This is a genomic window from Streptococcus sp. SR4 (genome assembly GCF_000517725.1).
Lineage (GTDB): Bacteria > Bacillota > Bacilli > Lactobacillales > Streptococcaceae > Streptococcus > Streptococcus salivarius_F.
The window spans coordinates 234,974-258,622 of record NZ_AZYW01000068.1 but is presented as its reverse complement, the minus strand read 5'-3'; the positions used below and the strand labels follow the sequence as shown (position 1 = coordinate 258,622).

Sequence of the window (23,649 nt, the reverse complement as noted above, 5' to 3'; positions counted from 1 at the left end):
TACTGAAGATGTGATTGAGAGATCACACGATAAAAATTTTAGGAGGTAGTTGCCATGGGAACTCAAACAATTGAAAACTTTAACACCCTCGACCTTGAAACACTTGCTAGTGTTGAAGGAGGACGAGTCAATTGGGAACGATGGGGAATGTGTGGGGCCTCTGTCGCCGTAGGTGCAACTATTGGAGGTGGAGTAGCCTTACTTGGCTGTTAAGGAGAACAACAATGACACATAGAGTTTCAAAAAGGGATATAGTGCTATTTGTCATTGCCCAAGTAGTTAGCATATCCTTACTGGTACTTTTTTTTAGTCAATTACTTCATAACTTATCATCCGTATTCCAATTGGTCTACATCGTAGCAGCCCTCTTAGTGGTTGTGGTTGATATATTGCTCATTCGAAAAATAATGACAAGAAGAGAAGAACCAACTGTGTTAAATCAATTAAAAGCTTCCCTAGCTTGTTTCTTGTTACTGACACTTAGTTGCCTTCGTTTTTTGACAACAGATTTCTATTATCAAAAAGTTATCGCTATATTTGTAGGTTTTTTTTCATTATTGGGTTTCGTACTATTTTTATGGGGCATCAAGTATATCAACCATAATATAGAGAAGTAAGTAATTGACAAAATAAGGAGTATAAGCTAGGTGATACAAATGAAGAAATACCTAATCATTTTTTCGACTATTGCGATGATATATTTATATAGCAAAGTACTATTGTCATCAGGAAATATCTATCAACTTTTGTTAGCATCAATAGGATTCTTTTTCTTTTTATTTGGAGTCTATAGGCAGTATAGAAAGAATTAGTTAAAGCTTTTTCAATAAGACATGGACTGAATCAAAAATGATATTCAGTCTTTTTTTTACTACTCGGGACATATAGCCACTTTTTGGGACGCTGGCTTTTAAATGACTATCAGTGTGCTATACTAAAGATGTGATTGAAAAATTAGTTGAAAGAAATAAGGAGGTTTTCTTAATGACAGGACTTAAATGGTTTGCAGGAGGCAAAGAGAGACGAGAACAAGCAGTAGCTATCATCGATGAGGTAATTGAAACTATTGGAGATAAGCCAGATTATGCTGATTTGAAGCAGGTCCTGTACTCCTACCGAACGGAACTTGCAGACTCTCGTTCAGCCACTCCCTATATCTTAAGCAGGATGTCACTGGAAATATCCGAAGTGGTCAGAAAAGACCAGCTAACCTTGTCTCCCTGTATCGAGGAGCGAATGGCAGAGTTGCGAAAATTGCTAGCGATTCGTTATGGCTATTGATGTCATTAGGGAGGATTTCTTGGTTTTAAGGTTGAGTTGTCCATTGAGAATTTGTATTATTCCATTGTCTTGGCTACATCATTTGTTTAAATAATATTAAAATGAATCGTAAAAATTGAAGCCGAAATCTTGTTTGTTTCCACACAATCAAAAAATCCCATGGGAGTCATTATCCTATGGGATTTTTTGTGATAAAAAGCTAATAAGGTAATGTCATCTGACTTTGGCTTAGGTCCACAGTTAATTCATAGTCACTATTGTCACGAATAGTGTGTTCAAAGTCTGTGGTATAGAGAACAAGTCGGAGTTTGTCACCCTTATTGAGTTTGTAGATGGTTGGTTGCAAGTCCAAACCGATAGTCATCCATTCATTTGGAGTGACATTCTCAATGCTAAGGAGGTTCTTGCGATTTTGCAGGTTAAGGTGTCCTTTGGTAATGACACGGTATTTTGCCTGCTTGAATGGCAATTCACGTAAGGCTTCTTCCTTGAAGAGACGGCCGTTATCTAGATTCATGCGTTTGAGTGCGGGAATAGGTGCGAGATACTTCTTGTTACCCATTTCTAGAACTTGGGCCGAAATGAGACCACGGTTTGTGCTAGACTTAACCTTGAGCTCTAAGTGGACACGACCATTGATTTGGATATCTTGGTCCAGTTCAAAGTCCAAGGTAATGGCATTGGCTTTGTCTGCAAAGAGGTCATCCTTGAAGCTTTGGTAAGTCTTACCGTATTTGGCGAAGGTTTCCTCTTCATAATGGTTAGCGATGCTAGCTTCAGCCTCACCAAGCTGAATGTTTTTACCATTGTCGTGTCCAAAGTTATCGAGAACTTCCCAGGTCTGTTCAGACTGGTTGTTTTGCCAGATAAGAGTAGGCAGTGTGTAGCCGTTATCCAAACCAAGGAGTTTCTGACAAATCAAGGCGTTCATGCTTTCTCGGAAGTCAATAGACTGCCAAGCATTCATGTAAACGTGGGCACCATTGTGGAAGAAGAGGTGCTTTTCAAGAGTGTCAGGAAGAGCATTGAACATTTGATAGACGTTAATTGGTTTGACATTCCAGTCTTGGCTACCATGTGTAAGGACAACAGTAGCTTTAACACGGTCTGCGAACTGCACATAGTTACGGTCATGCCAGAACTGGCTATAATCACCATGCTTACGATCAATGGCTGTGCTTAGTTCTTTGAGGTAGGCTTGGTAGTCTTTTTGGTGGCGTAGGTATTCTCCAGCTAATAGGGCACGAGAATAGGTAAATTCAGTCAAGGTGTCGAGATCTTCACCAGGGTATCCTCCAGGACTGACGAGGAGTCCATTTTCACGATAGTAGTCGTACCAAGAAGAAATACCCGCTTCAGCGATAACCATCTCCAAACCGTCGACACCAGTTGTTGCAAGGGCGTTGGACATGGTACCTAAGTATGAAAGTCCGGTAGTAGTCACCTTACCAGATGCCCAATCTGCAATGATGGTATGCTGTCTACTACGGCTAGTAAAGGCGCGTGCACGACCATTGAGCCAGTCGATGACAGCTTTATAGGCCAGAACTTGCTGATAGTCTCCAGAGGTCATGAAGCCTTCAGAATTGAAGGTACCGACACCCGACACATAGATAGAAGCCACACCACGAGCCAACATGTAATCGTTAAGCGTGTAGGTATCTGTGTGAGCAAAACGCTCCTGAGCCTTCGTGACAGGATTGATAGGCGTAAGGTCTGCCTCTGGTGTCTTGATTTCTGGTTGGCTAAGGGAGATTTCACCTGCTGGTTTGACGAGTAAATCTCCCTCCATCTTGTGGGTAAGCTTATCTGAAGCAGGCTCGTTAGTCCCTTGTTGATAAGGGCTTGCGGTCATCATGGCTGGAACCGGGAAGTCCACATCAGGACGTAAGATAGTCACCTTGACCAAGTCTAACTGCCCATCTTTATCGGTATCTACAGGTGTTTCGACATAAACCACCTCACGGTGAAGCTGATTAGTGTCAAATGTTGCCAAGCTCTTACCATTAAAGAAGACGTAGTTATTACTTGCAGGGATTAAATCCTGAGCTACTAACTGATCAATTAAGGTATTGCCAGACTGTGTGCGTGTTGCTAGCAATTGATGGAGGTTATTAAGGCTACCATCAAAAGTAATTGGGAAAGCCATTTCCTCTAGGAAAGCAACACTATCTGTAAAGTCTACATTAGGGACAAATCCTAGCATTTGAAGAGCTACCAAACCAAAGACGTCAGCAGTCAAAGGACGGTCTGATTGGAAGAAGGTTAGGAGATCAGTCTCTGTATCAGCAATCCAATTTTTCAAAGCCAAATCAGTATCTTCGAAGAAAAGGAAGTGCTTGCGAACAAAAGCCTCAAAATTGGCTTTGACACTGGCATCTAGAGAGACTTCAAAGCCCAAAGAACGGAGTTCCTGACAAGCCATTTCAGGACTAACAGGGATGTAACTAAACTGGTTAAATTTCATATTTAAAAACCTCAAAAAGAATACGTAAACATTTCAGAAATATCTTTACATCAGACATTATACTTGATAAAATGATAGATGTCTAAATTATTGTAAAATCGAAAGGAAATAAAGAGACAAATGAATGATTTTCTAAAAGAAGCGCTCAGCAGTGAATGGGTCTTGAAATACCTCACTGAGTTTATCGCGACTGCTTTTCTTGTAGCCCTTGGTAATGGTGCTGTTGCCAACGTTGAGCTTAAGGGAACAAAAGGTAATAAATCTGGTTGGATTGTAATCGCCTTTGGTTATGGTTTTGGTGTTATGATGCCAGCCCTTATGTTTGGTGATGTTTCTGGTAACCACATCAACCCTGCCTTCACACTTGGACTTGCTGCATCTGGCTTGTTCTCATGGGTAGGTGTTCCTGGATACCTTATTGCACAACTTCTTGGTGCCTTTGTAGGTCAAGCTATCGTGGTTTGGGTTCACCAACCTTACTATGTACAAACTGAGAATCCAAACAATATTCTTGGTACCTTCTCAACGATTTCAGCAGTTGACACTCATGATGACACACCAGAAAATCGTAACCGTGCTCTCCTTAACGGTTTTGTTAACGAGTTCGCTGGTTCATTCCTTCTCTTCTTTGGTGCCCTTGCTTTGACGAATAACTACTTTGGTCACAAGCTTGCTCAACAAGCTCTTGCTGTTGGTTACACTAAAGAAATGGTTGACGGACAATTCCACGGAGCTCTTGAAACAGCTCACATCGGTGTTGGTTTCTTGGTTTGTGCCTTGGTTCTTTCATTTGGTGGACCTACAGGACCAGCCCTTAACCCAGCCCGTGACTTGATGCCACGTCTTCTTCACCACATCTTGCCAACATCAGTTCTTGGTGAGCACAAAGGTGATTCTAAATGGTGGTATGCATGGGTTCCAGTTGTGGCGCCAATCCTTGCAGGACTTTTGGGAGTATACTTGTTCAAAGCCCTCTATCTTTAATCAATAATAAAAAATCTGAAGCCAATGCTTCAGATTTTTTTATGCTTAAAATTTTGAACGTAACAAAAAAACTGAGAAAGCATTCTCAGTTACATAGGAGTAGTCATAACCAGAATTGTAGCACCTAAGGTGTAAAGGTTCCACAAAACATGAAGTGTGATACTTGTAGATAAGTTCTCTCTTTTTTGGTAGACCATAGAGAGGGCCAAACCCATTCCGATATAAAGGAGGAGATGGGCAAGATTGGTAGGCATGTGGAAGAGACAAAAGAGACCGGTACTCACTAAAACAGCAACTGTCGAATAAGGAGACAACCAAGTGAAAATCCACTTACGAAAGAGCAGTTCTTGTAAGAAGGCTGTAGTCATCATACCAATCGCTACAGGTAGGATAGGAATAGTTGTGAGGGTCTTTTGAAGTTCTGCATGGTAACTGGTGTGGGTCAGTAACATGAGGTTACTTCCGATAAGTCCCATCAAGAAGATAATGGCAAAGCCCCAGATAATGGCTTTAATATCCTTTCGATTTAAGCTAAAGCTGTGAATCAATCTTTCGCTTTTAGCCCAAAGATAGCTAATATAAAAAATAATGAGGTTGACAGCGATAATCCCCCAGCTTTCAAGGCTAGTGAAGGTCAACCCAGTCTGATTGTTATATAAGGTTGTCATACCTAAGGTAATGTTTGGGATAGCTATCATCAGCAGTAAAAAAAATCCCTGATAGGCATGTCTAAATGCCAGATTATTGACAAGAGTTTTCATAGACTCTATTATACTCTAAAATGAGGGAAATGCTAGCTCAAAAGTGAAGATAATGTAATGACTTTCATAATTTGTGTAAAATAAAGTGAAAAAATTACAATCCTGTTTTTTCTTAGGAAAATCCTTGTCACACAGGCTCTTTTCGGATAAAATAGAGAAGAATGGAGGTTGTCATGACGCAATCAGGGAATTTTAAGTTTCACACACCAATCTTTCGTGTGAATAATAGACAAGAAAATATTGATTTTTACCAAAATACATTAGGATTTAAGCTTTTGACTGAGGAAAATGCCCTTGCGGTCTTCACAGATTGGGCAGACCGTAACTCACTTTTTGTGATTGAGGAGTCACCAGCTTATCGTTGTCGCGCTGTTGAAGGTCCTAAGAAAATTAATAAAGTGGTCATTAAAGTTTCAAATCCACTTGAGATTGAGTACCTTTTGGCGCGTGATGATCATCAAGCCAAGTCTATTTTCCAAGGGGAAAAGGGCTATGCCTTTGAAACAATCTCACCTGAGAATGGTCTTATTTTGATGCATGCTGAAGATGACTTGTCTACTCTTAAGACAGTTGAATACGCAGATGTTGAAGAAAAAGAAGATTTCAAAGGAGTGTCAGATTTTACGGTTGAGTCTTTGACCTTGAACGTTGTTGATACAGCTCAAGCAGCTTTCTTCTACGATAATCTTTTTGGCGAAGAATTGCCTTTGTCTATCCACTTTGAAAAAGCAGAAGGTCCTGACCTCCAAGTGAGCCCAGACCAGACTTGGGATTTGGAAATTCTAGAGTTTAAGGTAGCAGAAGACTATGACTTGGTTGCCTTGCATGATAAACTTGAAAAAGAACAGTTCTCTAGTTACCTAGACAGCAGAGGGAACTTGCTCGCACTCACTGACATGAGCAATATTGAGGTTTGGTTTACAAAGTAATGACTAATTTTCAACAAACATTGTCAACAATTACAGACTACATCAAGGCTGACATCTTTCCAGGTGCCAGCCTTGCACTTTATGACGGACAAGATTGGCAGGAGCATTATCTGGGAACTCAGGATGGAAATCATCCGGTAGTTCCAGGACTGACCTATGATCTAGCTAGTGTTTCCAAGGTAGTAGGAGTTGGGACTCTCTGTCTATTCTACTTACAAGCGGGGAAATTGGACTTAGACGAGAAGCTATCTACCTATTATCCTGCGATAGCGGATAAAACGTTAACTCTTCGTCAACTTCTCTCTCACAGTAGTGGCATTGATCCCTTTATTCCAAATCGTGATGACTTAGACCAAGCTGGCTTGATTGCTGCTATTAATGCCATCAAAGTTAAGGCTGATAAACCTTTCTTGTATACAGATATTAATTTTATTCTACTAGGTTTGATGCTTGAAAAAGTCTCTGGAACAACACTGGATAAGCTCTTTGACTCCGAGATTTTTCAACCGTTTGGTATGTTTGAAACAGGGTTTGGGCCAGTTGACCATGCTGTTCCAACTGTTGAGGGGGTTCCGGGAGGGACTGTTCATGATCCCAAGGCTCGAGTTCTCAAAGAACACACAGGGTCGGCAGGTCTCTTTTCAACCTTAAAAGACTTAGAGATTTTTGTTAACCATTATTTGACGGATGATTTTGCTAAAAATATGACGCAGAATATCAGTCAATCTAATAAGGAACGTAGTATCGCTTGGGACCTTCAAGGAGAGTGGATTCTTCATACTGGTTATACAGGTACCTTTGTTCTGATTAACATCCCAGCTCAACGTGCGGCGATTTTCCTAAGTAATCGCACTTACTACAAGGATGAGAGAGCTCAATGGATTAAGGATAGAGACGCTTTGATTGAAATCATGAAGGAGGAGTTGGTACATTCTGACAAATAAAAATAGAAGAGGGGCATCTTTTAATCCTCTAGAAGGTGAGATTAGTGTCGGGGCGACACAATTGTTTATCTTTTTGAAGATATGTTTGATAGTCTTGTCTTATGTTACATTTGTATGGTTGGAGCATCTATTTGGTGTTGGTCAGGTCGGGCAAGAGGTGAATATTCCAAAAGTTATTGCTGTTGTACTTTTGGTTGTGACATTTTATAGGATGGGGAATGGTATCATATTTAAACTTTTTCATTTCTGTGGTTACCATGCCCGCCCCTTTGGAGAAGAGGATTACCGAGGTAGAACGTCATATATAGTATTTTTTGAAAAAACGACAAATGCCTACAAAATACTATATGATAAGCGCTCTCTTAGACATCAATTTCTTTATTTCCTAGCGACTCTTGGTAGACTCTATCTCTTAATCATCTTAGTTATTCTAATCGGTTATAGCTTCACCTTAGGAAAAGTTGGCTATATAATCTTCTTGCTCTTATGTGGTGTTTTGATTTTTTCTGTAAGATGGCTCATACATCTGAAAAGTCACTTTGTCCGTTATTTTAACTTAAAAGTTATCTCAGAGGAGTATTTTTACCCTATTTTTCTAAAGAAATAAAGACTAAAGTGATGCTTATGCGAAGGGCTCACCAAGTTAATCAAAAATTACCATGTTTTGATTGGAATCATGAAGAAGGAGTTCATAATGCAACGGTCGCTTAAGCCACCTAAACAAAGTAGATTTGTCCCTCGGTTTCTGAGTCTGCTCTTTTGCATGCTTAACGGGAGTAGTCTCTTTGTCTGTGGTATGTGTTTTACAGTGGTGATCATTTTTTTGACGACGGATAGAGATGTAGGCTCTTTTGTAGTTTTGGTATTTATTAGCTTGTTATCTAACCTTATTATTTCTTTTTATATTTTGATAAGAGAGCTACTATACAAACTGATTCATTGCCTTGGGTATCGTGCCCAACCCGATTTAAGAGTCCTTCGTATGAGAAGAGGGTTTGACATTCATTTTCCTGTGTTTGAAAAGTATGGTCAAGACTATAAGTTGCTCTACAAGAGGCGTTCCAAGAAGCTTCAAATAGAGTATTTGCTTATAGGTTTAGGGTACTTTTGTGGACTCACTCATATTGTGATTGGTTACGCCTTTATACTCAGGAAAATTCTGGAGTCCCTAAAATTGACATTTACCGACTTTGCTAGATATCCTGCTTTTTTAGTTTATATGGTAACGATAATCGTTATCATTATGGGAAATCGTAGCTGGAAAAAAATCACAAAGAGATTAAAAGCTAGAGAAAATGTAACAGTTCTGGCTGTCGAGCATGGTTATCCTATATTTGCGACAAAAGAAGAAGCTTAAGCAGTAGGTCAACTGCTTAAGCTTTTTTACTTAGTAAGGATTTTTCAACAGTAATGTGTTGGATACCAGCTTCTTCAAAGATCTTACCGACTTCTTGATAGCCATTGTTGCGGTAGAACTTAAGTGCACCGAGTTGAGCATGGAGAGAAATAGTCTGGAAGCCTTGTTCTTGTGCAAAATCTTCAGCTTCTTTTAGGAGAATGCTCCCCAGACCTTGACCTTGGTAGGCATCGAGTACCGCCATACGTTGGAGCGTAAGCTGAGTCAAGTCTTTATTCGGTAGTAGGCGTACGGTTGCTGCTGCCTTGCCTTTGTCATCATATAGAACAAAGTGGATGCAGTAGGCTTCATTCGCATCAATCTCGATGGAGCGAGGAACACCTTGCCCCTTAACAAAAACAGTGTTTCGGATGGCTACGGCATCGAGGTAAGTTTCTGAGAGTGTATCTCTTGTATGTTTGATAATCATAGGGCAAGTGTAACAAAGTCTATAACTAATTGTCAACGAAAAAAAGCCCGATGCGAGGAGTTATCATCAAGCTTTTTATCTTGCTTTATTCTTTAATTTGTCGACCGTTTGTATCTTGGATAGGGCGGTTATTTTCAAATCCAAGGGTTTGGGTGAATTTTTCCACTTGTTCCTTGCTAACGGTTTCTTGATTCTTGAAGACAATCCAGTTAACACCCTCAGTACATGGCGGTGTTGTCAAGGAACCTTCGAAGTTGTAGTAGTCCTTGTCTTCAGGATAGAAATCATATAGTGAGATAGCCTGAGGAAGCTCAGTTTCTGTATTGGCCGCCTGAGGCATTTTATCCCATATTTGTTTTAAGGCTTGATTTTCATCGCCATAATTATAGAGAACCGAGACAACTGTGATTTTCCCATTATCTGTCTTATAGACGAAGTGCCCCTCTAGAGGATAAGTATGACCATCAATTTCATTCTCACTAGGTGCGTGAAAATGGAACTGCTGTAATTTATAGACATCATCACCAATCGTTAGGGTATTCTTTGGATTTTTAAAGCTGACTTCAATCGTATGCCCGTTATTTTCAACTTGAGCTTCTGATTCTTGATTATTAAGGTTTAGTTCTGGAAGATCAACGTCCTCAGCACCGGTGATATTGATCGGAGATTGTTCTTTACCATTTTTGCTGAGTTCATAATCTTTAGAAAGGTCACCCCAATGGTCTGGACCAGTAGAGCCAGTATACCCCCATTGAACGTCCTTGGGCTTTGAGGATTCGGTCTTGGTATCAGACTGGCAGGCTACGAGCAGGACAGTGCTTGCTACGAGAAACACTAATCCAATTAGCTTAAAACTTTTCTTATTCATTTGTCCTCCTTATACTCTTTAATCTTATAACAATGATAGTCTACGTGTTATTAGAAACCATCCGTTTAACAGTCATTGAGTATCGTTTCTCTAAGGTGCTTCTGAGAAGGAAGCGTTTGGAGATACCAAACGGAAACGCTCTAATTTTATAGCTAATCTGATGAAAAGTCAAATGTAAATGATAGCAGATTTAGAAAAATATAATGAAAACTAGTTTTTGGCAAAAATAAAAGAACCCGCTATTGCGAGCTCTTTAGTTATTTTATCCCAAAGCGTCGTCCATTGAAAGAACTTCGTGGAAGACACGTTGTGTCAATTCAGTTTTTTGTTCTGGAGTGAGGTATTTAGTGTTTACACAGTATCCAGAGATACGTACGATAACATCTTCACCGCTCATAATCTTTTCGTAAACGTCTGACAAGTCCATAACGTTCAAGTTAACGTGTTGTCCACCGTTTTCGAAGTATCCGTCAAGGATAGTTACGAGGTTGTCAACTTGTTCGTCGTGAGTCTTACCAAGGGCACGAGGCGATACTTGAGTAGTAAGTGAGATACCGTCAGCTGCATAACCGAAGTCAAGGCTTGCAAGTGAGTTCAAGTTTTGCAACCATCCACCTTTAGCTTTGTTAGATGGGTTAGCACCTGGTGAGAAGAATTCCAATTTAGACAAGTTCACTGAACCATCTTCGTTGAGGTATACCCCTTTGTGAACTGGAGAGTTACCAGTTTGTTTAGAGTAAGCAACGTTAGAAGTGATTGTAAGAAGTGAAACTGTAGCTTCTGCATCTTTGTAGAGTTTGTGGCTACGAAGACGAGTAGTGTAAGCTTCAATCAACCATTCTGCCAATTCGTTTGAACGTGGGTCATCTTCACCCCAACGTGGGTATTCACCGATTGTTTCGTAGTCGTAGATGTAGCCATCTTCGTCACGGATTGGTTTAACTGTAGCGTATTTGATTGCTGACAATGTATCAACAGTATTTGCGAAACCACAGATACCGAATCCCATGTTAGCACGTTGTTTAGTTGGCAAGAAGGCCATTTGAACAGCTTCATAGTTGTACTTATCAGTCATGTAGTGGATGATGTTAAGGGCATCTACGTAAGTGTCAGTCAACCAGTCAAGAGATTTTTCGAAGTTAGCTTTAACAGTGTCAAAGTCAAGAACTTCATCACGGATTGGATCGATATCAAATACTTTGTAGTCTTTATGAACATCGTCGTAACCACCGTTCAAACCAGTAAGAAGGGCTTTAAGTACGTTAACACGAGCACCGAAGTATTGGATGTTGTGACGTTGTTCTTCGTTTTCTGGGTCAAGTGGTGATACACAACATGAGATACAGCTCATTTCACCGTATCCGTCTTTAGCCATAGTAGTTACACCTTCGTATTGGATAGAAGAGTGTTTGTGGCTCATGTGCATACAGTAGCGACGGAATGAGTAAGGCAATTTGTCAGTCCAAAGAACTGTCAAGTTTGGTTCTGGAGAGTTACCGATATTGTCAAGAGTGTTCAAGAAACGGTAGTCCATCTTAGTAACACGGTGACGTCCGTCAGCACCCATACCAGCCATAGAAGTTGTGATGAATGTTGGGTCACCTGAGTACAATTGGTCGTAAGCTTTTGTACGAGCAAACTTAACTGTACGAAGTTTCATAACGAAATCATCAACGAATTCTTGGATTTCTGATTCAGTGTAAGTACCACGAGCAAGGTCACGTTCTGCATAGATATCAAGAACGATTGGCACACGTCCAAGAGATGTAGCGGCACCGTTGATCACACGACATACTGCCATGAAGGCGATGTTTGTCCATTGGATAGCTTCTTTAGTATCGAAGGCTGGGCGACGAACATCTACACCGTAAAGGTCACCAAGGCGAACAACGTCTTGAAGTGCTTGGTATTGAAGGTTAACTTCTTCACGAAGACGGATAGTTTCTTCGTCGATTTCTTTGATAGCATTCCAGTCGTTAACTTTTTCTTGCATCAAGTAGTCAGCACCGTAGAGGGCAAGACGAGCGTAAACCCCGATGATACGTCCACGTGAGTAAGCATCTGGAAGACCAGTAACTGTGTGAGCGTGACGTGCACGACGGATGTTTGAAGTGTAAGCACGGAAGATACCATCGTTAACTGTAGTCACGTATTTTGTGAAAATTTCGTGTACAGCTGGGTCTGGTTCATAACCGTGTTCTTTCAAAGCAGTTTCCGCCATACGGATACCACCTTTAGGCATGAAGTTCAATTTAAAGAGCTCATCATTTTGGATACCATAGATAAGTTCATCTTCTTTTGAAATGTATCCTGCGTCAATGTCAGCGATTGAAGTTGGACGAGTATCCATTGGGAAGCGTCCTTCAGCTTCATAGCCTGCTTTAGTTTCATCTACGATTTTTTTAATTTTTAGAGAGCGTTCAGTTGGTCCTGCAAGGAAGCTTTCGTCACCATCATAAGGTGTGTAGTTTGCTTGAACGAAACGTGAAACGCTAGCTTTTTCTTTCCAGTCAGTTCCTTTAAAGCCTTCCCACGCTTTTTCAAAAACATCTGTGTTGGTTTTAACCGTTGCCATAGTTTGAATCTCCTATAATTCTAGTAACAAAATTATCTGTTACATTCTCTAGAAGTATTCTATCACACAGTAACCGCTTACACAACTTTAAAACTGTGTTTTTAGAGACATTCTTTTATAATACAGTTTTGAAAACGACAAATCTGTATTATAAATTTCTGTTTTTTGGTAGATTTTGGTATCATAAGGGGAGAATGCTTTGTAGTCCCAAAGTTTTATGTGAAAAGCTTTACAATGAGATAAATCTGAGAAAGGAGGCAGGGAGCCATGTTAGAGTTTCCTCTAATAAATGATACCAGTCGGAAAATCATCCATATTGACATGGACGCCTTTTTTGCTCAGGTCGAGATGAGGGATGACCCCAGTCTTAAGGACAAACCGGTTATTATCGGTCACGACCCTAGAAAAACAGGGGGACGTGGTGTGGTATCAACCTGTAATTACGAGGCTAGAAAATATGGTGTCCATTCAGCCATGTCTTCTAAGGAAGCCTATGAACGTTGTCCTAATGCTGTCTTTATCTCAGGAAATTATAGTCATTACCGAGAGGTAGGGATGCAGATTCGTGAGATTTTTAAACGCTATACCGACTTGGTAGAGCCTATGTCTATCGACGAAGCCTATCTTGATGTGACGATAAATAAACTTGGTATCAAATCGGCGGTTAAGGTAGCTAAACTTATCCAGTATGATATCTGGCAGGAACTTCATCTGACTTGTTCAGCAGGCGTTTCCTACAATAAATTTATCGCCAAACTAGCTTCTGATTTTCAAAAGCCTGCTGGTTTGACGGTGGTGCTTCCAGAGGAGGCTCAGGAATTTTTGGAAAAGCTCCCTATTGAAAAGTTTCATGGGGTAGGTAAAAAGTCAGTTGAACGTCTTCATGATATGGAAATATACACCGGTGCCGATCTTCTGAAGATTCCTGAGATGACGCTGATTGATCGTTTTGGACGTTTTGGATTTGATCTCTTTCGAAAGGCCAGAGGGATTTCCAATAGTCCTGTCAGGCCCAATCGCGTCCGTAAATCTATCGGAAGTGAGCGAACCTACGGCAAGCTTCTTTATAATGAAGATGACATCAAGGCTGAGTTGACTAAGAATGCTAGGCGGGTAGCTGAAAGTGCTCAGAAAAATAAAAAAGTTGGTCGAATTATTGTCATCAAGGTCCGTTATTCGGATTTCTCGACCTTAACCAAGCGTATGACCTTGGACAAATCGACTCAGGATTTCGACACCATCGAAAGAATTGCCCATACCATTTTTGATCAATTGGAGGAAAATAGCAGCGGTGTTCGCCTGCTCGGTGTGACGCTGACGGGTCTGGAAGATCAAGAAGGCAGGCAATTGGACCTAGATGATTTAGAGTCATTATAATAGTAGAGTTTTGATTTTTTCTTTTGGAAAGTGACCTTGAAGAATCATCAGACCTATGCTATCTTAAATAGTAACTAAAAGAAATGAGGGAATAATCTTAATGAAAAAAGTTCTTACCTATTTAGGACTGATTCTGGCAGCTTGCTTGCTTCTCGTAGCTTGTGCTTCCAATAAGCCAGCTGAGAAGAAAAAAGCGACACCAACTCCGACAGAACGTGCCAAGGCTGATGCGACAGTCTTAATTGATACTATGCTTGGAAAATCTAGTAACGGTTTTTCAAAACTATACGGTGAAAATTACGAAACCTGGACTGAAACGAAAGTCTTTGAAAAACAAGTTGCAGATACTATCGAAGAAAAGGGCTATACACCGGAAGAAAAGTATACATTTAAATACATTGAAGGCTATGATGCCAAGACTCCAACCCAAGTGCTTTCTAAGTTCCTTAAGGTCCGTCGTAATATGATTGGTAAGATTCAGGACTATAAGCTGAAGGATGTCAAAGTTAAAGGAAATGAAGCGACAGTTACCTTTACTTCACGCTCTGTTAGTGCCTATGGTGCTGCAGCTGCTGTTCGTACTCTCCTTATGAGTCTCTATGACAACGACATTGACAAGTTGAAACAATGGAATCAAGCTGATAACAACGATGTGGAAAAAGGTAAAGCCAAAGATCTCACAACGAAATTCCTTTATGGTGAAAACTTTAACGGAGATTTGACACAATTTAAGGATATTGATAAAGAAATGGCCTATACACCTTTGACAGGTGCTGATAATCTAGAAAAGACCTTCAAGCTTACCAAAGATGATGGAGGCAACTGGACGATTTCTATAGAAGATTATAAAGAGCTTGCCGAAGCTTTGGTCGATCATGATGAATCAGGAAGCAGAGCTGTTTACGCTGAACGCATCCATAAGAATTTATCAGATTATCAACCTGAAGACAGTAGCGATTCAAGCAGTAAGTCATCAAGTAAGGAAAAATAGAGTTTTATTGCATTTGATGTTAAACATGTACAGAAAGCTTTTTTGGGCGAGAAGAGTTGTCACACCAGTGGCAGCTCTTTTCTTATTGTTCGTTGTATCGATTCCCCTATAACCTTTATCTATCACCTCTTAGGATTTTATTATTAGACGAGTTTGTAGGAAGATGATAAACTGTTATCACTAACTATTAATGAAAGTATCGAGGATTATAGATATGAAAAAATGGCTTACAGGTTTAGGGATTCTTGGCTTGTCGGTTTTGACTTTGGCTGCTTGTGGGAACAAGAGTGACAGTAAGGCATCTGGTGAAAAGCAGACGATTACTGTTGCGACAGACTCTGATACGGCGCCTTTCACTTTCAAAAAAGGCGACGACTTCAAGGGTTATGATATTGATTTGGTCAAGGCTATTTTCAAGGATTCGGACAAGTATGAGGTCAAGTTTGTGACGACACCTTTTGATTCCATCTTGACAGGGGTGGATTCTGGACGTTATCAGATTGCGGCTAACGACTTCAACTACAATGAAGAACGTGCTCAGAAATATGGTTTCTCAGATCCGATTTCACGTTCTAACTATGCCATCACTAGTGCTGAGGGTACCAAGTTTACCAGCCTAGATGATTTGTCTGGTAAGACGACAGAGGTGCTTCCTGGCTCTAATTATGCTCAGTTGCTTGAAAATTGGAACCATGCCAATGCGGACAAGACACCAATTACTATCAACTATGCTTCTAGCTCAACGGGTCTTTCAACACGTATTCAACACATTCAAGAAGGAAAAATTGATTTTATCCTTTACGATGCCATTTCGTCTGAGTACATTGTCAAAGATCAAGGCTATAAGCTAGCTGTAAACAAGATTAAAGACGATATTGGTATGAAGACTGATGGTCTTGAATATCTTCTATTCTCAAATGATAAGCAAGGTAAGGAACTCAAGGCCTTTGTTAATAAGCGTATCAAAGAGCTTAAGAAGGATGGAACCCTTGCCAAACTCAGCAAGGAATACTTCGGTGGCGATTACGTCAGTGATTTGAAATAAGACTGTTAAAAGTTGAGACTGCTGTCTCAGCTTTGAATTGAACACAAAGCTTTCTTTTGAGGCTTTCCTGAGGTGATGACGGACGTCAGCGACCTTCGTCGAAGCTCCATGACTAAGTTTTGAGCCTAAGGTCTCAAAACTTCCGAACACCTGAAACTTTAAAGTTTCAGGTGTTTTTCTCACGTCGGAAAGCCTCGGTTTATGCTCACTTTGTTCGTGAAATAAGGAATTAGTTCAAATCTTCTTAGTCTTAATAAGGTATTGCTATCAGTGATACGATTTTCTTATCACTATGATAAGAAAAGACTATTTCACAGACTTTCTGAGTCGTGCTAAAATGAATACTATAGAATTTATGATAAGATAATTGGACGGTTAGCACTAGGCTAACCTACTTTTTTAGAAAGAAAGGGCGACATTGTGAAAAAGAGTATAGAAGCATTTAATCGGTCACCTTGGTATCTCCAAGTTATCATGGGTTTGGTTGGTTTGGCAGTAGCAGTTACTTTAGCCATTCCCTTGTCTTGGCTAGTAGAAATTCTTTGGGGTTATATTTTGCAACTGGTTACGATTGTCTTCAAGTGGATTTCATCTTGGATGCCAGCTGGTAAACTCTTCTCATGGAAGGCAGTCTTCGATGCTGTTCCTAAGATTGTGGAACGCTTGCCTTTAACTTTGGGCTTGACCATTGCAGGTGCTTTCTTCGGTTTGATTTTGGCCCTTGTCTTTGCGGTCGTTAAGATCAATCGAGTACGTATCCTTTATCCGATTCAAGCAGTTTTTGTAAGCTTCTTACGTGGGACACCAATCCTTGTACAACTCATGTTGACTTACTATGGTATTCCACTCTTCCTTCGTTACTTGAATGGTGAGTTTGGTTTAGATTGGAACATTAATGAGATTCCACCAGCTATCTTTGCCATTACAGCCTTTGCCTTTAACGAAGCAGCCTACATGAGTGAAACCATTCGTGCAGCAATTCAAGCTGTTGATGCGGGGGAAATCGAAGCAGCCCGTTCTCTTGGGATGACATCGGCACAGGTTTACCGTCGTGTTATTATTCCAAATGCCGCTGTTATTGCGACACCAAGTTTGATTAACAGTTTGATTGGTTTGACTAAGGGAACATCACTTGCCTTTAGTGCGGGTATCGTTGAAATGTATGCACAGGCTCAAATCTTGGGTGGTGCTGACTACCGTTACTTTGAACGTTATATCTCAGTAGCCCTTGTATACTGGGTAATCTCAATCTTGATTGAGTATATTGGTCGTTCGGTTGAAAATCATATGGCTATTAAGGCGCCTGAAGCGACTGACATTTCTGGAATTGGAGGGGACCGCTAATGATTAGCATCAAAAATTTGACCAAGGAATTTTCAGGCCAAAAGGTTCTTGATGGCATTAACTTCGATATTAAAAAAGGTGAAGTTGTAGCGCTTGTCGGTGCCTCTGGTGCAGGTAAGTCAACTATCCTTCGTAGCTTGAACTATTTGGAACAACCTGATTCTGGCACTATTACCATTGATGATTTTAAAGTAGACTTCAAGACTATCACTAAAGAACAAATTCTTACGCTTCGCCGTAAGTTGGCCATGGTTTTCCAACAGTTCAACCTCTTTGAACGTCGTACAGCCTTGGATAATGTTAAGGAAGGTCTTAAGATTGTTAAGAAACTTTCTGACGAAGAAGCTACTAAGATTGCCAAAGAAGAGCTTGCTAAGGTTGGACTTTCAAATCGCGAAAATCACTACCCACGTCACTTGTCAGGTGGTCAAAAGCAACGTGTGGCCTTGGCCCGTGCCCTTGCTATGAAGCCAGATGTGCTCTTGCTTGACGAACCAACATCTGCCCTTGACCCTGAGTTGGTTGGTGAGGTTGAAAAATCAATCGCTGATGCAGCTAAGTCAGGTCAAACCATGATTTTGGTCAGTCACGACATGAACTTTGTTTATCAAGTGGCTGACAAGGTACTCTTCCTTGAAAAAGGGCATATCCTTGAACAAGGAACACCTGATGAAATCTTTAACCATCCGAAAGAAGAACGAACAAAAGAATTTTTCGCTTCTTATTCAAAACAATATCTTTAAGATGGGATTTTTGTTACAATAGAAAAGGTAATGGGATGGGGCTACATTTTAGTCCATAGTTAAACTCCCACTAGGATGATTAGGAGCTTTTGAAAACCTCAAAGGTGACTAAGTGTCAAGTCAGATACTGCATCGCGCAGTTATTACTAGTCGAATTCAGAGGTTGGAGAATGTTATCTCAGCCTTTTCTATTTCTCACTTTAGGATGTTTTATGTTATTAAATATTTTTAAATTTTACCTCTTAGGCCTTGTGATTGCTTTCTTTATGTGCTTGGTGATTGGTGCCATTTGGCTTGGATGGCGTGCCTTACGTCGTGCAGACAAAACTGTTAAGGAGCGTCAAGGTGCCCTCTATGATGCTATTATGATGTCGATGGTTTCGATTCCCGTTTTGGCATTTGCTTTTATGGCGATTCTTATCGTGCTGAATGCATAATTCTAGCTTTGTTGGCACATTAGGTGTAAGATATCTCTACAAGAAAATCATATAAGGAGTTACTCATGTACGATACAATTGTTATTGGAGCTGGTCCTGCGGGGATGACTGCAGCACTCTATGCAGCACGTGCCAACCTTAAAGTGGCAACTTTGGAGCAAGGTGCTCCTGGTGGACAGATGAATAACACGTCTGATATTGAAAATTACCCTGGTTTTGAAAGTATTTCTGGTCCAGAATTGTCAATGAAGATGTTCGAACCCTTGGAAAAATTGGGCGTTGAAAATCTTTATGGTATCGTGTCTGGTATCGAAGACAAGGGTGACTATAAAGTTGTCAAAACTGGTGATGAAGAGTACCAAACCAAGACAGTTATCATTGCGACTGGTGCCAAACATCGCCACATTGGTGTTGCTGGCGAAGAAGAGTACAACAGCCGTGGGGTATCTTACTGTGCGGTCTGTGATGGTGCCTTCTTCCGTAATCAAGACCTCTTGGTCGTTGGTGGTGGAGACTCTGCCGTTGAAGAAGGAATTTATTTGACACGCTTTGCCAATAGCGTGACCATTGTTCACCGTCGTGATGAATTGCGTGCTCAAAAGGTTCTTCAAGACCGTGCCTTCGCCAATGAGAAAGTCAAGTTTATCTGGGACTCAGTCGTTGAAGAAATCAAGGGTGATGACATCAAGGTTCGCAGTGTTGATATCAAGAATGTCAAAACTGGTGAGGTGACTAACCACGAATTTGGCGGTGTCTTTGTTTATGTGGGACTTGATCCAGTTTCAGATTACTTGACAGGTCTCGACATCACTGACCAAGATGGTTGGGTAATTACAGATGATAAGATGGCGACACGTATTCCTGGTATCTTTGCCATTGGGGATGTCCGCCAGAAAGACCTTCGCCAAATTACAACAGCCGTAGGGGATGGTGCCACAGCTGGTATCGAAGCCTACAACTACGTGACTGCACTTGGTGATAAGTAACATGAATGGAAACTCGGGAGGTTCTCGAGTTTTTTGTGTTTGTTTGATGCTCTTTAGCCATTCTAGCCTCCTTTGGAGCAACATCTATGTGTGGTTTTTTGGTATAATAGAAAAGTCTTACTAAAAATCAGTAAAAACGAGGTGACTGACTTGCGTGTTGTAGCAGGTGAATTTGGCGGACGTCCGCTTAAAACGTTAGAAGGCAAAACGACTCGTCCAACAACGGACAAGGTCAAGGGTGCCATTTTCAATATGATTGGTCCTTTCTTTGATGGAGGGCGTGTTTTGGATCTCTTTTCTGGGAGCGGTAGCCTGGCTATTGAGGCTATCAGTCGTGGTATGTCGTCTGCTGTCCTCGTGGAAAAGGATCGTCGGGCACAAGCTATTATCCAGGAAAATATCAAGATGACCAAGAGTGAGAAGCAGTTTCAACTTTTGAAGATGGATGCAGCGCGTGCATTGACACAATTGACGGGTCAATTTGACTTGGTGCTTTTAGATCCGCCTTATGCCAAAGAGCAGATTGTGGCTAATATTACTCAGTTAGAGGAGCAAGGGCTCTTGGCTGAGGAAGTTATGTTGGTTTGTGAAACTGATAAGGCTGTGGACTTACCTGAAGAAATTTCAAACTTTGGGATTTGGAAGCAGAAAACCTATGGTATCAGTAAGGTGACCGTATACGTGCGTTAGCCTTTGATAGGGAAGTTGTAGAAAGGAATGCTATGACAAAGATTGCTATGTTTACGGGGTCTTTTGATCCGATTACTAATGGGCATATGGATATTATTGCCAGAGCCAGCAAGCTCTTTGATGAGCTTTATATCGGTCTCTTTTATAATAAAAATAAGCAGGGCTTCTGGGACGTGGAGACTCGCAAGCGTATCTTGGAAGAGGTCGTGGCAGATTTTCCCAATGTCAAGGTTATAACGGCTCACGATAGTTTGGCTGTAGATGTCGCTAGTGATCTTGGGGTGACTTATTTGGTCCGAGGTCTTCGTAATGCGACAGATTTTGACTATGAGGCCAATATGGATTATTTCAATAAGGGGTTGGCACCTGAGTTAGAAACAGTTTATTTGATTGCCAGTCATGAGGTAACACCAGTCTCTTCAAGTCGTGTGCGTGAGTTGATTTATTTTGAGGGGGACATTAGTTTCTATGTTCCTCAAGCAGTTGTTAAGGAAGTGGAGGCCAAGCGTGGCAAACAAGAACGAATCTAAATCACTATTAGGGAAAATTTGGCGGATTAAGTGGTGGTTGTTAAGTATTTTTACGGTACTTTTCCTCCTATTTGCCCTCTTTTTTCCGCTAAATAATTATTATGTTGAGCTTCCGGGTGGTGCTTTTGATACTAAGGAAGTCTTGACTGTAGATAAGAAAGCTGATGATTCAAAAGGATCCTACAATTTTGTGGCGGTGGCCCAAACCAAGGCGACTTTGGCCTTGATGCTCTATGCTCAGCTTAATGATTTTGCAAAGCTTCAAACAGCTGAAGAGGCAACTGGAAATTACTCTGATGAAGATTTCATGCGTATCAACCAATTTTACATGGAGACTTCCCAAAACCAAGCGATTTATCAGGGCTTGACTCTGGCTGGTAAGGAGGCTAGCTTGGAGTATATGGGTGTTTATGTGCTTCAGGTGGCTGATGATTCTAGCTTCAAGGGTGTCCTTAATATTGCGGATACGGTGACAGCTGTCAATGGCAAGTCTTTTGATAACTCTGCTGATTTGATAAAATACGTTCAAGGTCTTAAGCTGGGTTCAAAAGTCAAGGTCACTTATACGACAGATGACAAAGAAAAGACTGCTACTGGTAAGATTATCAAGATTGCCAATGGTAAAAATGGTATTGGTATCGGTTTGACAGATCATACCGAGGTCAAGAGTCCTGAAAATGTGAAGTTTAAACTTGATGGTGTTGGTGGACCAAGTGCGGGTCTTATGTTTACCCTAGCTATTTACGATCAGGTGTCTGGTCAAGATCTCAAGGCTGGTCGTAAGATTGCTGGAACAGGAACCATTGAAAAGGATGGTTCTGTCGGTGATATCGGTGGTGCCTACCTTAAGGTGAAATCAGCGGCTGATAGTGGTGCAGACATTTTCTTTGTACCAAATAATCCAGTAACCAAGGAAATGAAAAAGGCTGATCCGGATGCCAAGACTAACTATCAAGAGGCCAAGGAAGCTGCTAAGAAACTGGGAACCAAGATGAAAATCGTCCCTGTTAAAACAGCTCAAGAAGCTATTGATTATTTGAAAAAGACTAAATAAGAAGAGAGTAGGACAGGCAGAGATCCATGATTTTTGTCTGAGTCTTACTCTCTTTTTTAGGTCAAAGTGTTATAATAGTCTTTATGAAAAAACGTTATAGAACAGTCAATGATTACTATCGTGAGATTTTTGGCGAAAAGATTTTCAAACTACCAATTGATGCGGGTTTTGATTGTCCCAATCGTGATGGCACAGTGGCCCACGGTGGCTGTACCTTTTGTACGGTATCGGGGTCTGGGGATGCTATTGTAGCACCTGAGGCACCGATTCGTGAGCAATTTTACCATGAGATTGACTTCATGCACCGCAAGTGGCCAGAAGTTCAGAAATATCTGGTTTATTTTCAAAACTTTACCAATACCCACGCGCCGCTTGAAGTTATCAAGGAGCGCTACGAACAGGCTATCAATGAGCCTGGTGTTGTTGGTATCAATATCGGTACCCGCCCAGACTGTTTGCCAGACGATGTGATTGATTATCTGGCAGAACTCACAGAACGTATGCATGTGACCGTCGAACTTGGCTTGCAGACGACTTATGAAGAAACGTCAGAGCTCATTAACCGAGCACACAGCTATGATCTCTATGTGGAGACGGTTAAGCGTGTGCGTGAGCGTGCGCCAAAGGCTGAGATTGTGTCGCATCTGATTAATGGGCTGCCAGGGGAAACCCACGAGATGATGGTGGAAAATGTTCGCCGTTGTGTGACAGACAATGACATTCAGGGGATTAAACTCCACCTCCTCCACCTGATGACCAATACGCGTATGCAAAGAGACTACCATGAGGGGCGTCTTAAATTACTGAGTCAGGAAGAGTATGTGTCCATCATCTGTGACCAATTGGAAATTATCCCTCAGGATATCGTCATTCATCGTATCACTGGTGATGCGCCACGAGATATGTTGATTGGTCCTATGTGGAGTCTCAACAAGTGGGAGGTCCTCAATGCCATTGACAAAGAGATGGAACGTCGCGACTCATGGCAAGGATGCAAAGTAGCTAGCAAGAAGGAGGAAAAAGCATGATTAAACGTCCGATTCATCTGTCTCATGACTTTTTAGCAGAAGTGCTGGACGATGAGAGTGTCGCTGTTGATGCAACCATGGGAAATGGGAACGATACAGCCTTTCTGGCTGGTCTTGCTAAAAAGGTTTATGCCTTTGACGTGCAGGAGCAGGCACTTGAAAAGACTCGTCAACGCTTGTTAGACTTGGAAATTGAAAATGCAGAACTCATTTTAGATGGTCATGAAAATCTTGATCGTTATGTTACGGAGCCTATTCGAGCGGCTATTTTCAATTTGGGCTATCTGCCATCTGCAGACAAGAGTGTCATCACCAAGCCCCACACGACTCTTGAGGCCATTGAGAAGATTCTTGACCGCTTAGAGGTTGGTGGTCGCTTGGCTATTATGATTTACTACGGTCATAATGGTGGCGATATGGAGAAGGATGCTGTGCTTGAGTACGTTATCGGTTTAAATCAGCGTGATTTTACAGCCATGCTTTACCAACCCCTCAATCAAATTAATACCCCACCATTTTTGGTGATGTTGGAGAAATTACAATGATTACAGATATTAAAGAAAAACTTGCAAATATGCAGGCCAAATATATAGATAAACAGGGCGATGAGGACACTTTGAAGAAGGTCGATAATCGTAAAACAGCTAAAATTAAGAAGAAACTAGCTAGTCTTGAGGTCGAACGTTGTCATAAACTTTTGGCCAAGGAAGACGTGACTGCTATTGATAAAAAGATTAGTAAGCAAAAAGAATTATTCTCAAATTGTTGCCATAAGGAAGGGTAGGAGGA

The 23,649-nt window shown here is 41.0% G+C and carries 25 protein-coding genes and 1 pseudogene; 21 read left to right on the top strand and 5 right to left on the bottom strand.

Annotation, left to right across the window (positions count from 1 at the left end; all coding sequences use genetic code 11):
* Positions 1-54: 54 nt before the first annotated feature.
* The 3 genes and pseudogenes from HMPREF1519_RS10435 to HMPREF1519_RS08995 all read left to right on the top strand — a co-directional run.
* Positions 55-189: pseudogene (locus tag HMPREF1519_RS10435) on the top strand (Blp family class II bacteriocin); the annotation flags it as partial.
* A gap of 35 nt (positions 190-224) precedes the next feature.
* A complete protein-coding gene (locus tag HMPREF1519_RS09000) occupies positions 225-617 on the top strand; it encodes a hypothetical protein (RefSeq protein WP_003094909.1) in 393 nt (130 codons plus the stop codon).
* Positions 618-984: 367 nt separating this feature from the next.
* Positions 985-1,281 carry a bacteriocin immunity protein gene (locus HMPREF1519_RS08995; RefSeq protein ID WP_014634985.1) on the top strand — a complete coding sequence of 99 codons (297 nt, stop codon included), beginning with the start codon at positions 985-987 and terminating at the stop codon, positions 1,279-1,281.
* Positions 1,282-1,480: 199 nt separating this feature from the next.
* On the opposite strand, the gene HMPREF1519_RS08990 is transcribed toward HMPREF1519_RS08995, so the two are convergent.
* On the bottom strand, positions 1,481-3,748 hold the full coding sequence (locus tag HMPREF1519_RS08990) for a Xaa-Pro dipeptidyl-peptidase (RefSeq protein WP_037611926.1): 2,268 nt from the start codon (positions 3,746-3,748) through the stop codon (positions 1,481-1,483).
* A gap of 120 nt (positions 3,749-3,868) precedes the next feature.
* On the opposite strand from HMPREF1519_RS08990, the gene gla reads away from it, so the two are divergent.
* A complete protein-coding gene (gene gla / locus HMPREF1519_RS08985) occupies positions 3,869-4,732 on the top strand; it encodes an aquaglyceroporin Gla (RefSeq protein WP_037611925.1) in 864 nt (287 codons plus the stop codon).
* Positions 4,733-4,821: 89 nt separating this feature from the next.
* Here gla and HMPREF1519_RS10430 read toward each other — a convergent pair whose 3' ends face one another.
* The gene (locus HMPREF1519_RS10430) at positions 4,822-5,493 is read right to left on the bottom strand and encodes a CPBP family intramembrane glutamic endopeptidase (RefSeq protein ID WP_081721234.1); all 672 of its coding nucleotides are present in this window, start codon (positions 5,491-5,493) and stop codon (positions 4,822-4,824) included.
* Positions 5,494-5,666: 173 nt separating this feature from the next.
* Between HMPREF1519_RS10430 and HMPREF1519_RS08975 the strand changes: the two genes are divergently transcribed.
* The 4 genes from HMPREF1519_RS08975 (at position 5,667) to HMPREF1519_RS10605 (ending at position 8,723) form a co-directional block, all read left to right on the top strand.
* Positions 5,667-6,422 (top strand): CppA family protein, encoded by a 756-nt coding sequence (locus HMPREF1519_RS08975; protein ID WP_037611924.1) that lies wholly within the window; start codon positions 5,667-5,669, stop codon positions 6,420-6,422.
* Positions 6,422-7,366, top strand: coding sequence for a serine hydrolase domain-containing protein (locus HMPREF1519_RS08970; RefSeq protein ID WP_037611923.1), 945 nt, complete (start codon positions 6,422-6,424; stop codon positions 7,364-7,366). The genes HMPREF1519_RS08975 and HMPREF1519_RS08970 overlap by 1 nt, the downstream gene beginning before the upstream one ends.
* Positions 7,367-7,460: 94 nt before the next feature.
* A complete protein-coding gene (locus HMPREF1519_RS10135; RefSeq protein ID WP_156024878.1) occupies positions 7,461-7,973 on the top strand; it encodes a hypothetical protein in 513 nt (170 codons plus the stop codon).
* A gap of 87 nt (positions 7,974-8,060) precedes the next feature.
* Positions 8,061-8,723 (top strand): hypothetical protein, encoded by a 663-nt coding sequence (locus HMPREF1519_RS10605; protein ID WP_037611922.1) that lies wholly within the window; start codon positions 8,061-8,063, stop codon positions 8,721-8,723.
* Between the two features lie 16 nt (positions 8,724-8,739).
* Here HMPREF1519_RS10605 and HMPREF1519_RS08955 read toward each other — a convergent pair whose 3' ends face one another.
* The 3 genes from HMPREF1519_RS08955 to pflB all read right to left on the bottom strand — a co-directional run bounded on the left by HMPREF1519_RS08955 (position 8,740) and on the right by pflB (position 12,635).
* Positions 8,740-9,192: a GNAT family N-acetyltransferase gene (locus HMPREF1519_RS08955; RefSeq protein WP_037611921.1), complete on the bottom strand. Its 453-nt coding sequence runs from the start codon at positions 9,190-9,192 to the stop codon at positions 8,740-8,742.
* A gap of 85 nt (positions 9,193-9,277) precedes the next feature.
* The gene (locus HMPREF1519_RS08950) at positions 9,278-10,060 is read right to left on the bottom strand and encodes a carbonic anhydrase (RefSeq protein ID WP_037611920.1); all 783 of its coding nucleotides are present in this window, start codon (positions 10,058-10,060) and stop codon (positions 9,278-9,280) included.
* 262 nt (positions 10,061-10,322) lie between these two features.
* Positions 10,323-12,635 (bottom strand): formate C-acetyltransferase, encoded by a 2,313-nt coding sequence (pflB, locus tag HMPREF1519_RS08945; RefSeq protein WP_022495898.1) that lies wholly within the window; start codon positions 12,633-12,635, stop codon positions 10,323-10,325.
* A 267-nt stretch (positions 12,636-12,902) separates the two neighbouring features.
* Here pflB and dinB point away from each other — a divergent pair, with 267 nt between their 5' ends.
* The 13 genes from dinB to HMPREF1519_RS08880 all read left to right on the top strand — a co-directional run bounded on the left by dinB (position 12,903) and on the right by HMPREF1519_RS08880 (position 23,644).
* Positions 12,903-14,012 (top strand): DNA polymerase IV, encoded by a 1,110-nt coding sequence (gene dinB / locus HMPREF1519_RS08940; RefSeq protein WP_014634976.1) that lies wholly within the window; start codon positions 12,903-12,905, stop codon positions 14,010-14,012.
* Between the two features lie 100 nt (positions 14,013-14,112).
* Positions 14,113-15,003 carry a hypothetical protein gene (locus tag HMPREF1519_RS08935; protein WP_014634975.1) on the top strand — a complete coding sequence of 297 codons (891 nt, stop codon included), beginning with the start codon at positions 14,113-14,115 and terminating at the stop codon, positions 15,001-15,003.
* Between the two features lie 214 nt (positions 15,004-15,217).
* Complete coding sequence (locus tag HMPREF1519_RS08930) at positions 15,218-16,048, top strand: transporter substrate-binding domain-containing protein (protein ID WP_014634974.1); 831 nt, start codon at positions 15,218-15,220, stop codon at positions 16,046-16,048.
* A gap of 597 nt (positions 16,049-16,645) precedes the next feature.
* Positions 16,646-17,392, top strand: a complete 747-nt coding sequence (locus HMPREF1519_RS08925; protein ID WP_118189357.1) for an amino acid ABC transporter permease — start codon at positions 16,646-16,648, stop codon at positions 17,390-17,392.
* Positions 17,392-18,135: an amino acid ABC transporter ATP-binding protein gene (locus HMPREF1519_RS08920; RefSeq protein ID WP_022495903.1), complete on the top strand. Its 744-nt coding sequence runs from the start codon at positions 17,392-17,394 to the stop codon at positions 18,133-18,135. The genes HMPREF1519_RS08925 and HMPREF1519_RS08920 overlap by 1 nt, the downstream gene beginning before the upstream one ends.
* Positions 18,136-18,347: 212 nt before the next feature.
* The gene (locus HMPREF1519_RS08915; RefSeq protein WP_022495904.1) at positions 18,348-18,572 is read left to right on the top strand and encodes a DUF4059 family protein; all 225 of its coding nucleotides are present in this window, start codon (positions 18,348-18,350) and stop codon (positions 18,570-18,572) included.
* 32 nt (positions 18,573-18,604) lie between these two features.
* The gene (gene trxB / locus HMPREF1519_RS08910; protein WP_255296714.1) at positions 18,605-19,558 is read left to right on the top strand and encodes a thioredoxin-disulfide reductase; all 954 of its coding nucleotides are present in this window, start codon (positions 18,605-18,607) and stop codon (positions 19,556-19,558) included.
* A gap of 90 nt (positions 19,559-19,648) precedes the next feature.
* Entirely contained in the window at positions 19,649-20,248 is a 600-nt protein-coding gene (gene rsmD / locus HMPREF1519_RS08905; protein WP_081721233.1) for a 16S rRNA (guanine(966)-N(2))-methyltransferase RsmD, read from the top strand.
* 32 nt (positions 20,249-20,280) lie between these two features.
* On the top strand, positions 20,281-20,778 hold the full coding sequence (gene coaD, locus HMPREF1519_RS08900) for a pantetheine-phosphate adenylyltransferase (protein WP_022495906.1): 498 nt from the start codon (positions 20,281-20,283) through the stop codon (positions 20,776-20,778).
* A complete protein-coding gene (locus tag HMPREF1519_RS08895; RefSeq protein ID WP_004183329.1) occupies positions 20,756-21,832 on the top strand; it encodes a SepM family pheromone-processing serine protease in 1,077 nt (358 codons plus the stop codon). The genes coaD and HMPREF1519_RS08895 overlap by 23 nt, the downstream gene beginning before the upstream one ends.
* Positions 21,833-21,915: 83 nt before the next feature.
* A complete protein-coding gene (locus tag HMPREF1519_RS08890) occupies positions 21,916-22,860 on the top strand; it encodes a TIGR01212 family radical SAM protein (RefSeq protein ID WP_022495907.1) in 945 nt (314 codons plus the stop codon).
* The gene (locus HMPREF1519_RS08885) at positions 22,857-23,405 is read left to right on the top strand and encodes a tRNA (mnm(5)s(2)U34)-methyltransferase (protein ID WP_022495908.1); all 549 of its coding nucleotides are present in this window, start codon (positions 22,857-22,859) and stop codon (positions 23,403-23,405) included. The genes HMPREF1519_RS08890 and HMPREF1519_RS08885 overlap by 4 nt, the downstream gene beginning before the upstream one ends.
* Complete coding sequence (locus tag HMPREF1519_RS08880) at positions 23,402-23,644, top strand: hypothetical protein (RefSeq protein ID WP_022495909.1); 243 nt, start codon at positions 23,402-23,404, stop codon at positions 23,642-23,644. Before HMPREF1519_RS08885 ends, HMPREF1519_RS08880 begins: the two co-directional genes overlap by 4 nt.
* Positions 23,645-23,649 lie beyond the last annotated feature (5 nt).

Bases quoted from the DNA above. Each gene is read 5' to 3' on its own strand.
- HMPREF1519_RS08950 (WP_037611920.1), bottom strand. From the start codon at position 10,060: ATGAATAAGAAAAGTTTTAAGCTAATTGGATTAGTGTTTCTCGTAGCA.
- HMPREF1519_RS08885 (WP_022495908.1), top strand. From the start codon at position 22,857: ATGATTAAACGTCCGATTCATCTGTCTCATGACTTTTTAGCAGAAGTG.
- HMPREF1519_RS08975 (WP_037611924.1), top strand. From the start codon at position 5,667: ATGACGCAATCAGGGAATTTTAAGTTTCACACACCAATCTTTCGTGTG.
- HMPREF1519_RS09000 (WP_003094909.1), top strand. From the start codon at position 225: ATGACACATAGAGTTTCAAAAAGGGATATAGTGCTATTTGTCATTGCC.
- HMPREF1519_RS08890 (WP_022495907.1), top strand. From the start codon at position 21,916: ATGAAAAAACGTTATAGAACAGTCAATGATTACTATCGTGAGATTTTT.
- HMPREF1519_RS08930 (WP_014634974.1), top strand. From the start codon at position 15,218: ATGAAAAAATGGCTTACAGGTTTAGGGATTCTTGGCTTGTCGGTTTTG.
- gla (WP_037611925.1), top strand. From the start codon at position 3,869: ATGAATGATTTTCTAAAAGAAGCGCTCAGCAGTGAATGGGTCTTGAAA.
- HMPREF1519_RS08920 (WP_022495903.1), top strand. From the start codon at position 17,392: ATGATTAGCATCAAAAATTTGACCAAGGAATTTTCAGGCCAAAAGGTT.
- HMPREF1519_RS10605 (WP_037611922.1), top strand. From the start codon at position 8,061: ATGCAACGGTCGCTTAAGCCACCTAAACAAAGTAGATTTGTCCCTCGG.
- HMPREF1519_RS08995 (WP_014634985.1), top strand. From the start codon at position 985: ATGACAGGACTTAAATGGTTTGCAGGAGGCAAAGAGAGACGAGAACAA.
- coaD (WP_022495906.1), top strand. From the start codon at position 20,281: ATGACAAAGATTGCTATGTTTACGGGGTCTTTTGATCCGATTACTAAT.
- pflB (WP_022495898.1), bottom strand. From the start codon at position 12,635: ATGGCAACGGTTAAAACCAACACAGATGTTTTTGAAAAAGCGTGGGAA.
- HMPREF1519_RS08970 (WP_037611923.1), top strand. From the start codon at position 6,422: ATGACTAATTTTCAACAAACATTGTCAACAATTACAGACTACATCAAG.
- HMPREF1519_RS08955 (WP_037611921.1), bottom strand. From the start codon at position 9,192: ATGATTATCAAACATACAAGAGATACACTCTCAGAAACTTACCTCGAT.
- HMPREF1519_RS08990 (WP_037611926.1), bottom strand. From the start codon at position 3,748: ATGAAATTTAACCAGTTTAGTTACATCCCTGTTAGTCCTGAAATGGCT.
- HMPREF1519_RS08915 (WP_022495904.1), top strand. From the start codon at position 18,348: ATGTTATTAAATATTTTTAAATTTTACCTCTTAGGCCTTGTGATTGCT.
- HMPREF1519_RS10430 (WP_081721234.1), bottom strand. From the start codon at position 5,493: ATGAAAACTCTTGTCAATAATCTGGCATTTAGACATGCCTATCAGGGA.
- HMPREF1519_RS08935 (WP_014634975.1), top strand. From the start codon at position 14,113: ATGAAAAAAGTTCTTACCTATTTAGGACTGATTCTGGCAGCTTGCTTG.
- dinB (WP_014634976.1), top strand. From the start codon at position 12,903: ATGTTAGAGTTTCCTCTAATAAATGATACCAGTCGGAAAATCATCCAT.
- HMPREF1519_RS08880 (WP_022495909.1), top strand. From the start codon at position 23,402: ATGATTACAGATATTAAAGAAAAACTTGCAAATATGCAGGCCAAATAT.
- HMPREF1519_RS08925 (WP_118189357.1), top strand. From the start codon at position 16,646: ATGCCAGCTGGTAAACTCTTCTCATGGAAGGCAGTCTTCGATGCTGTT.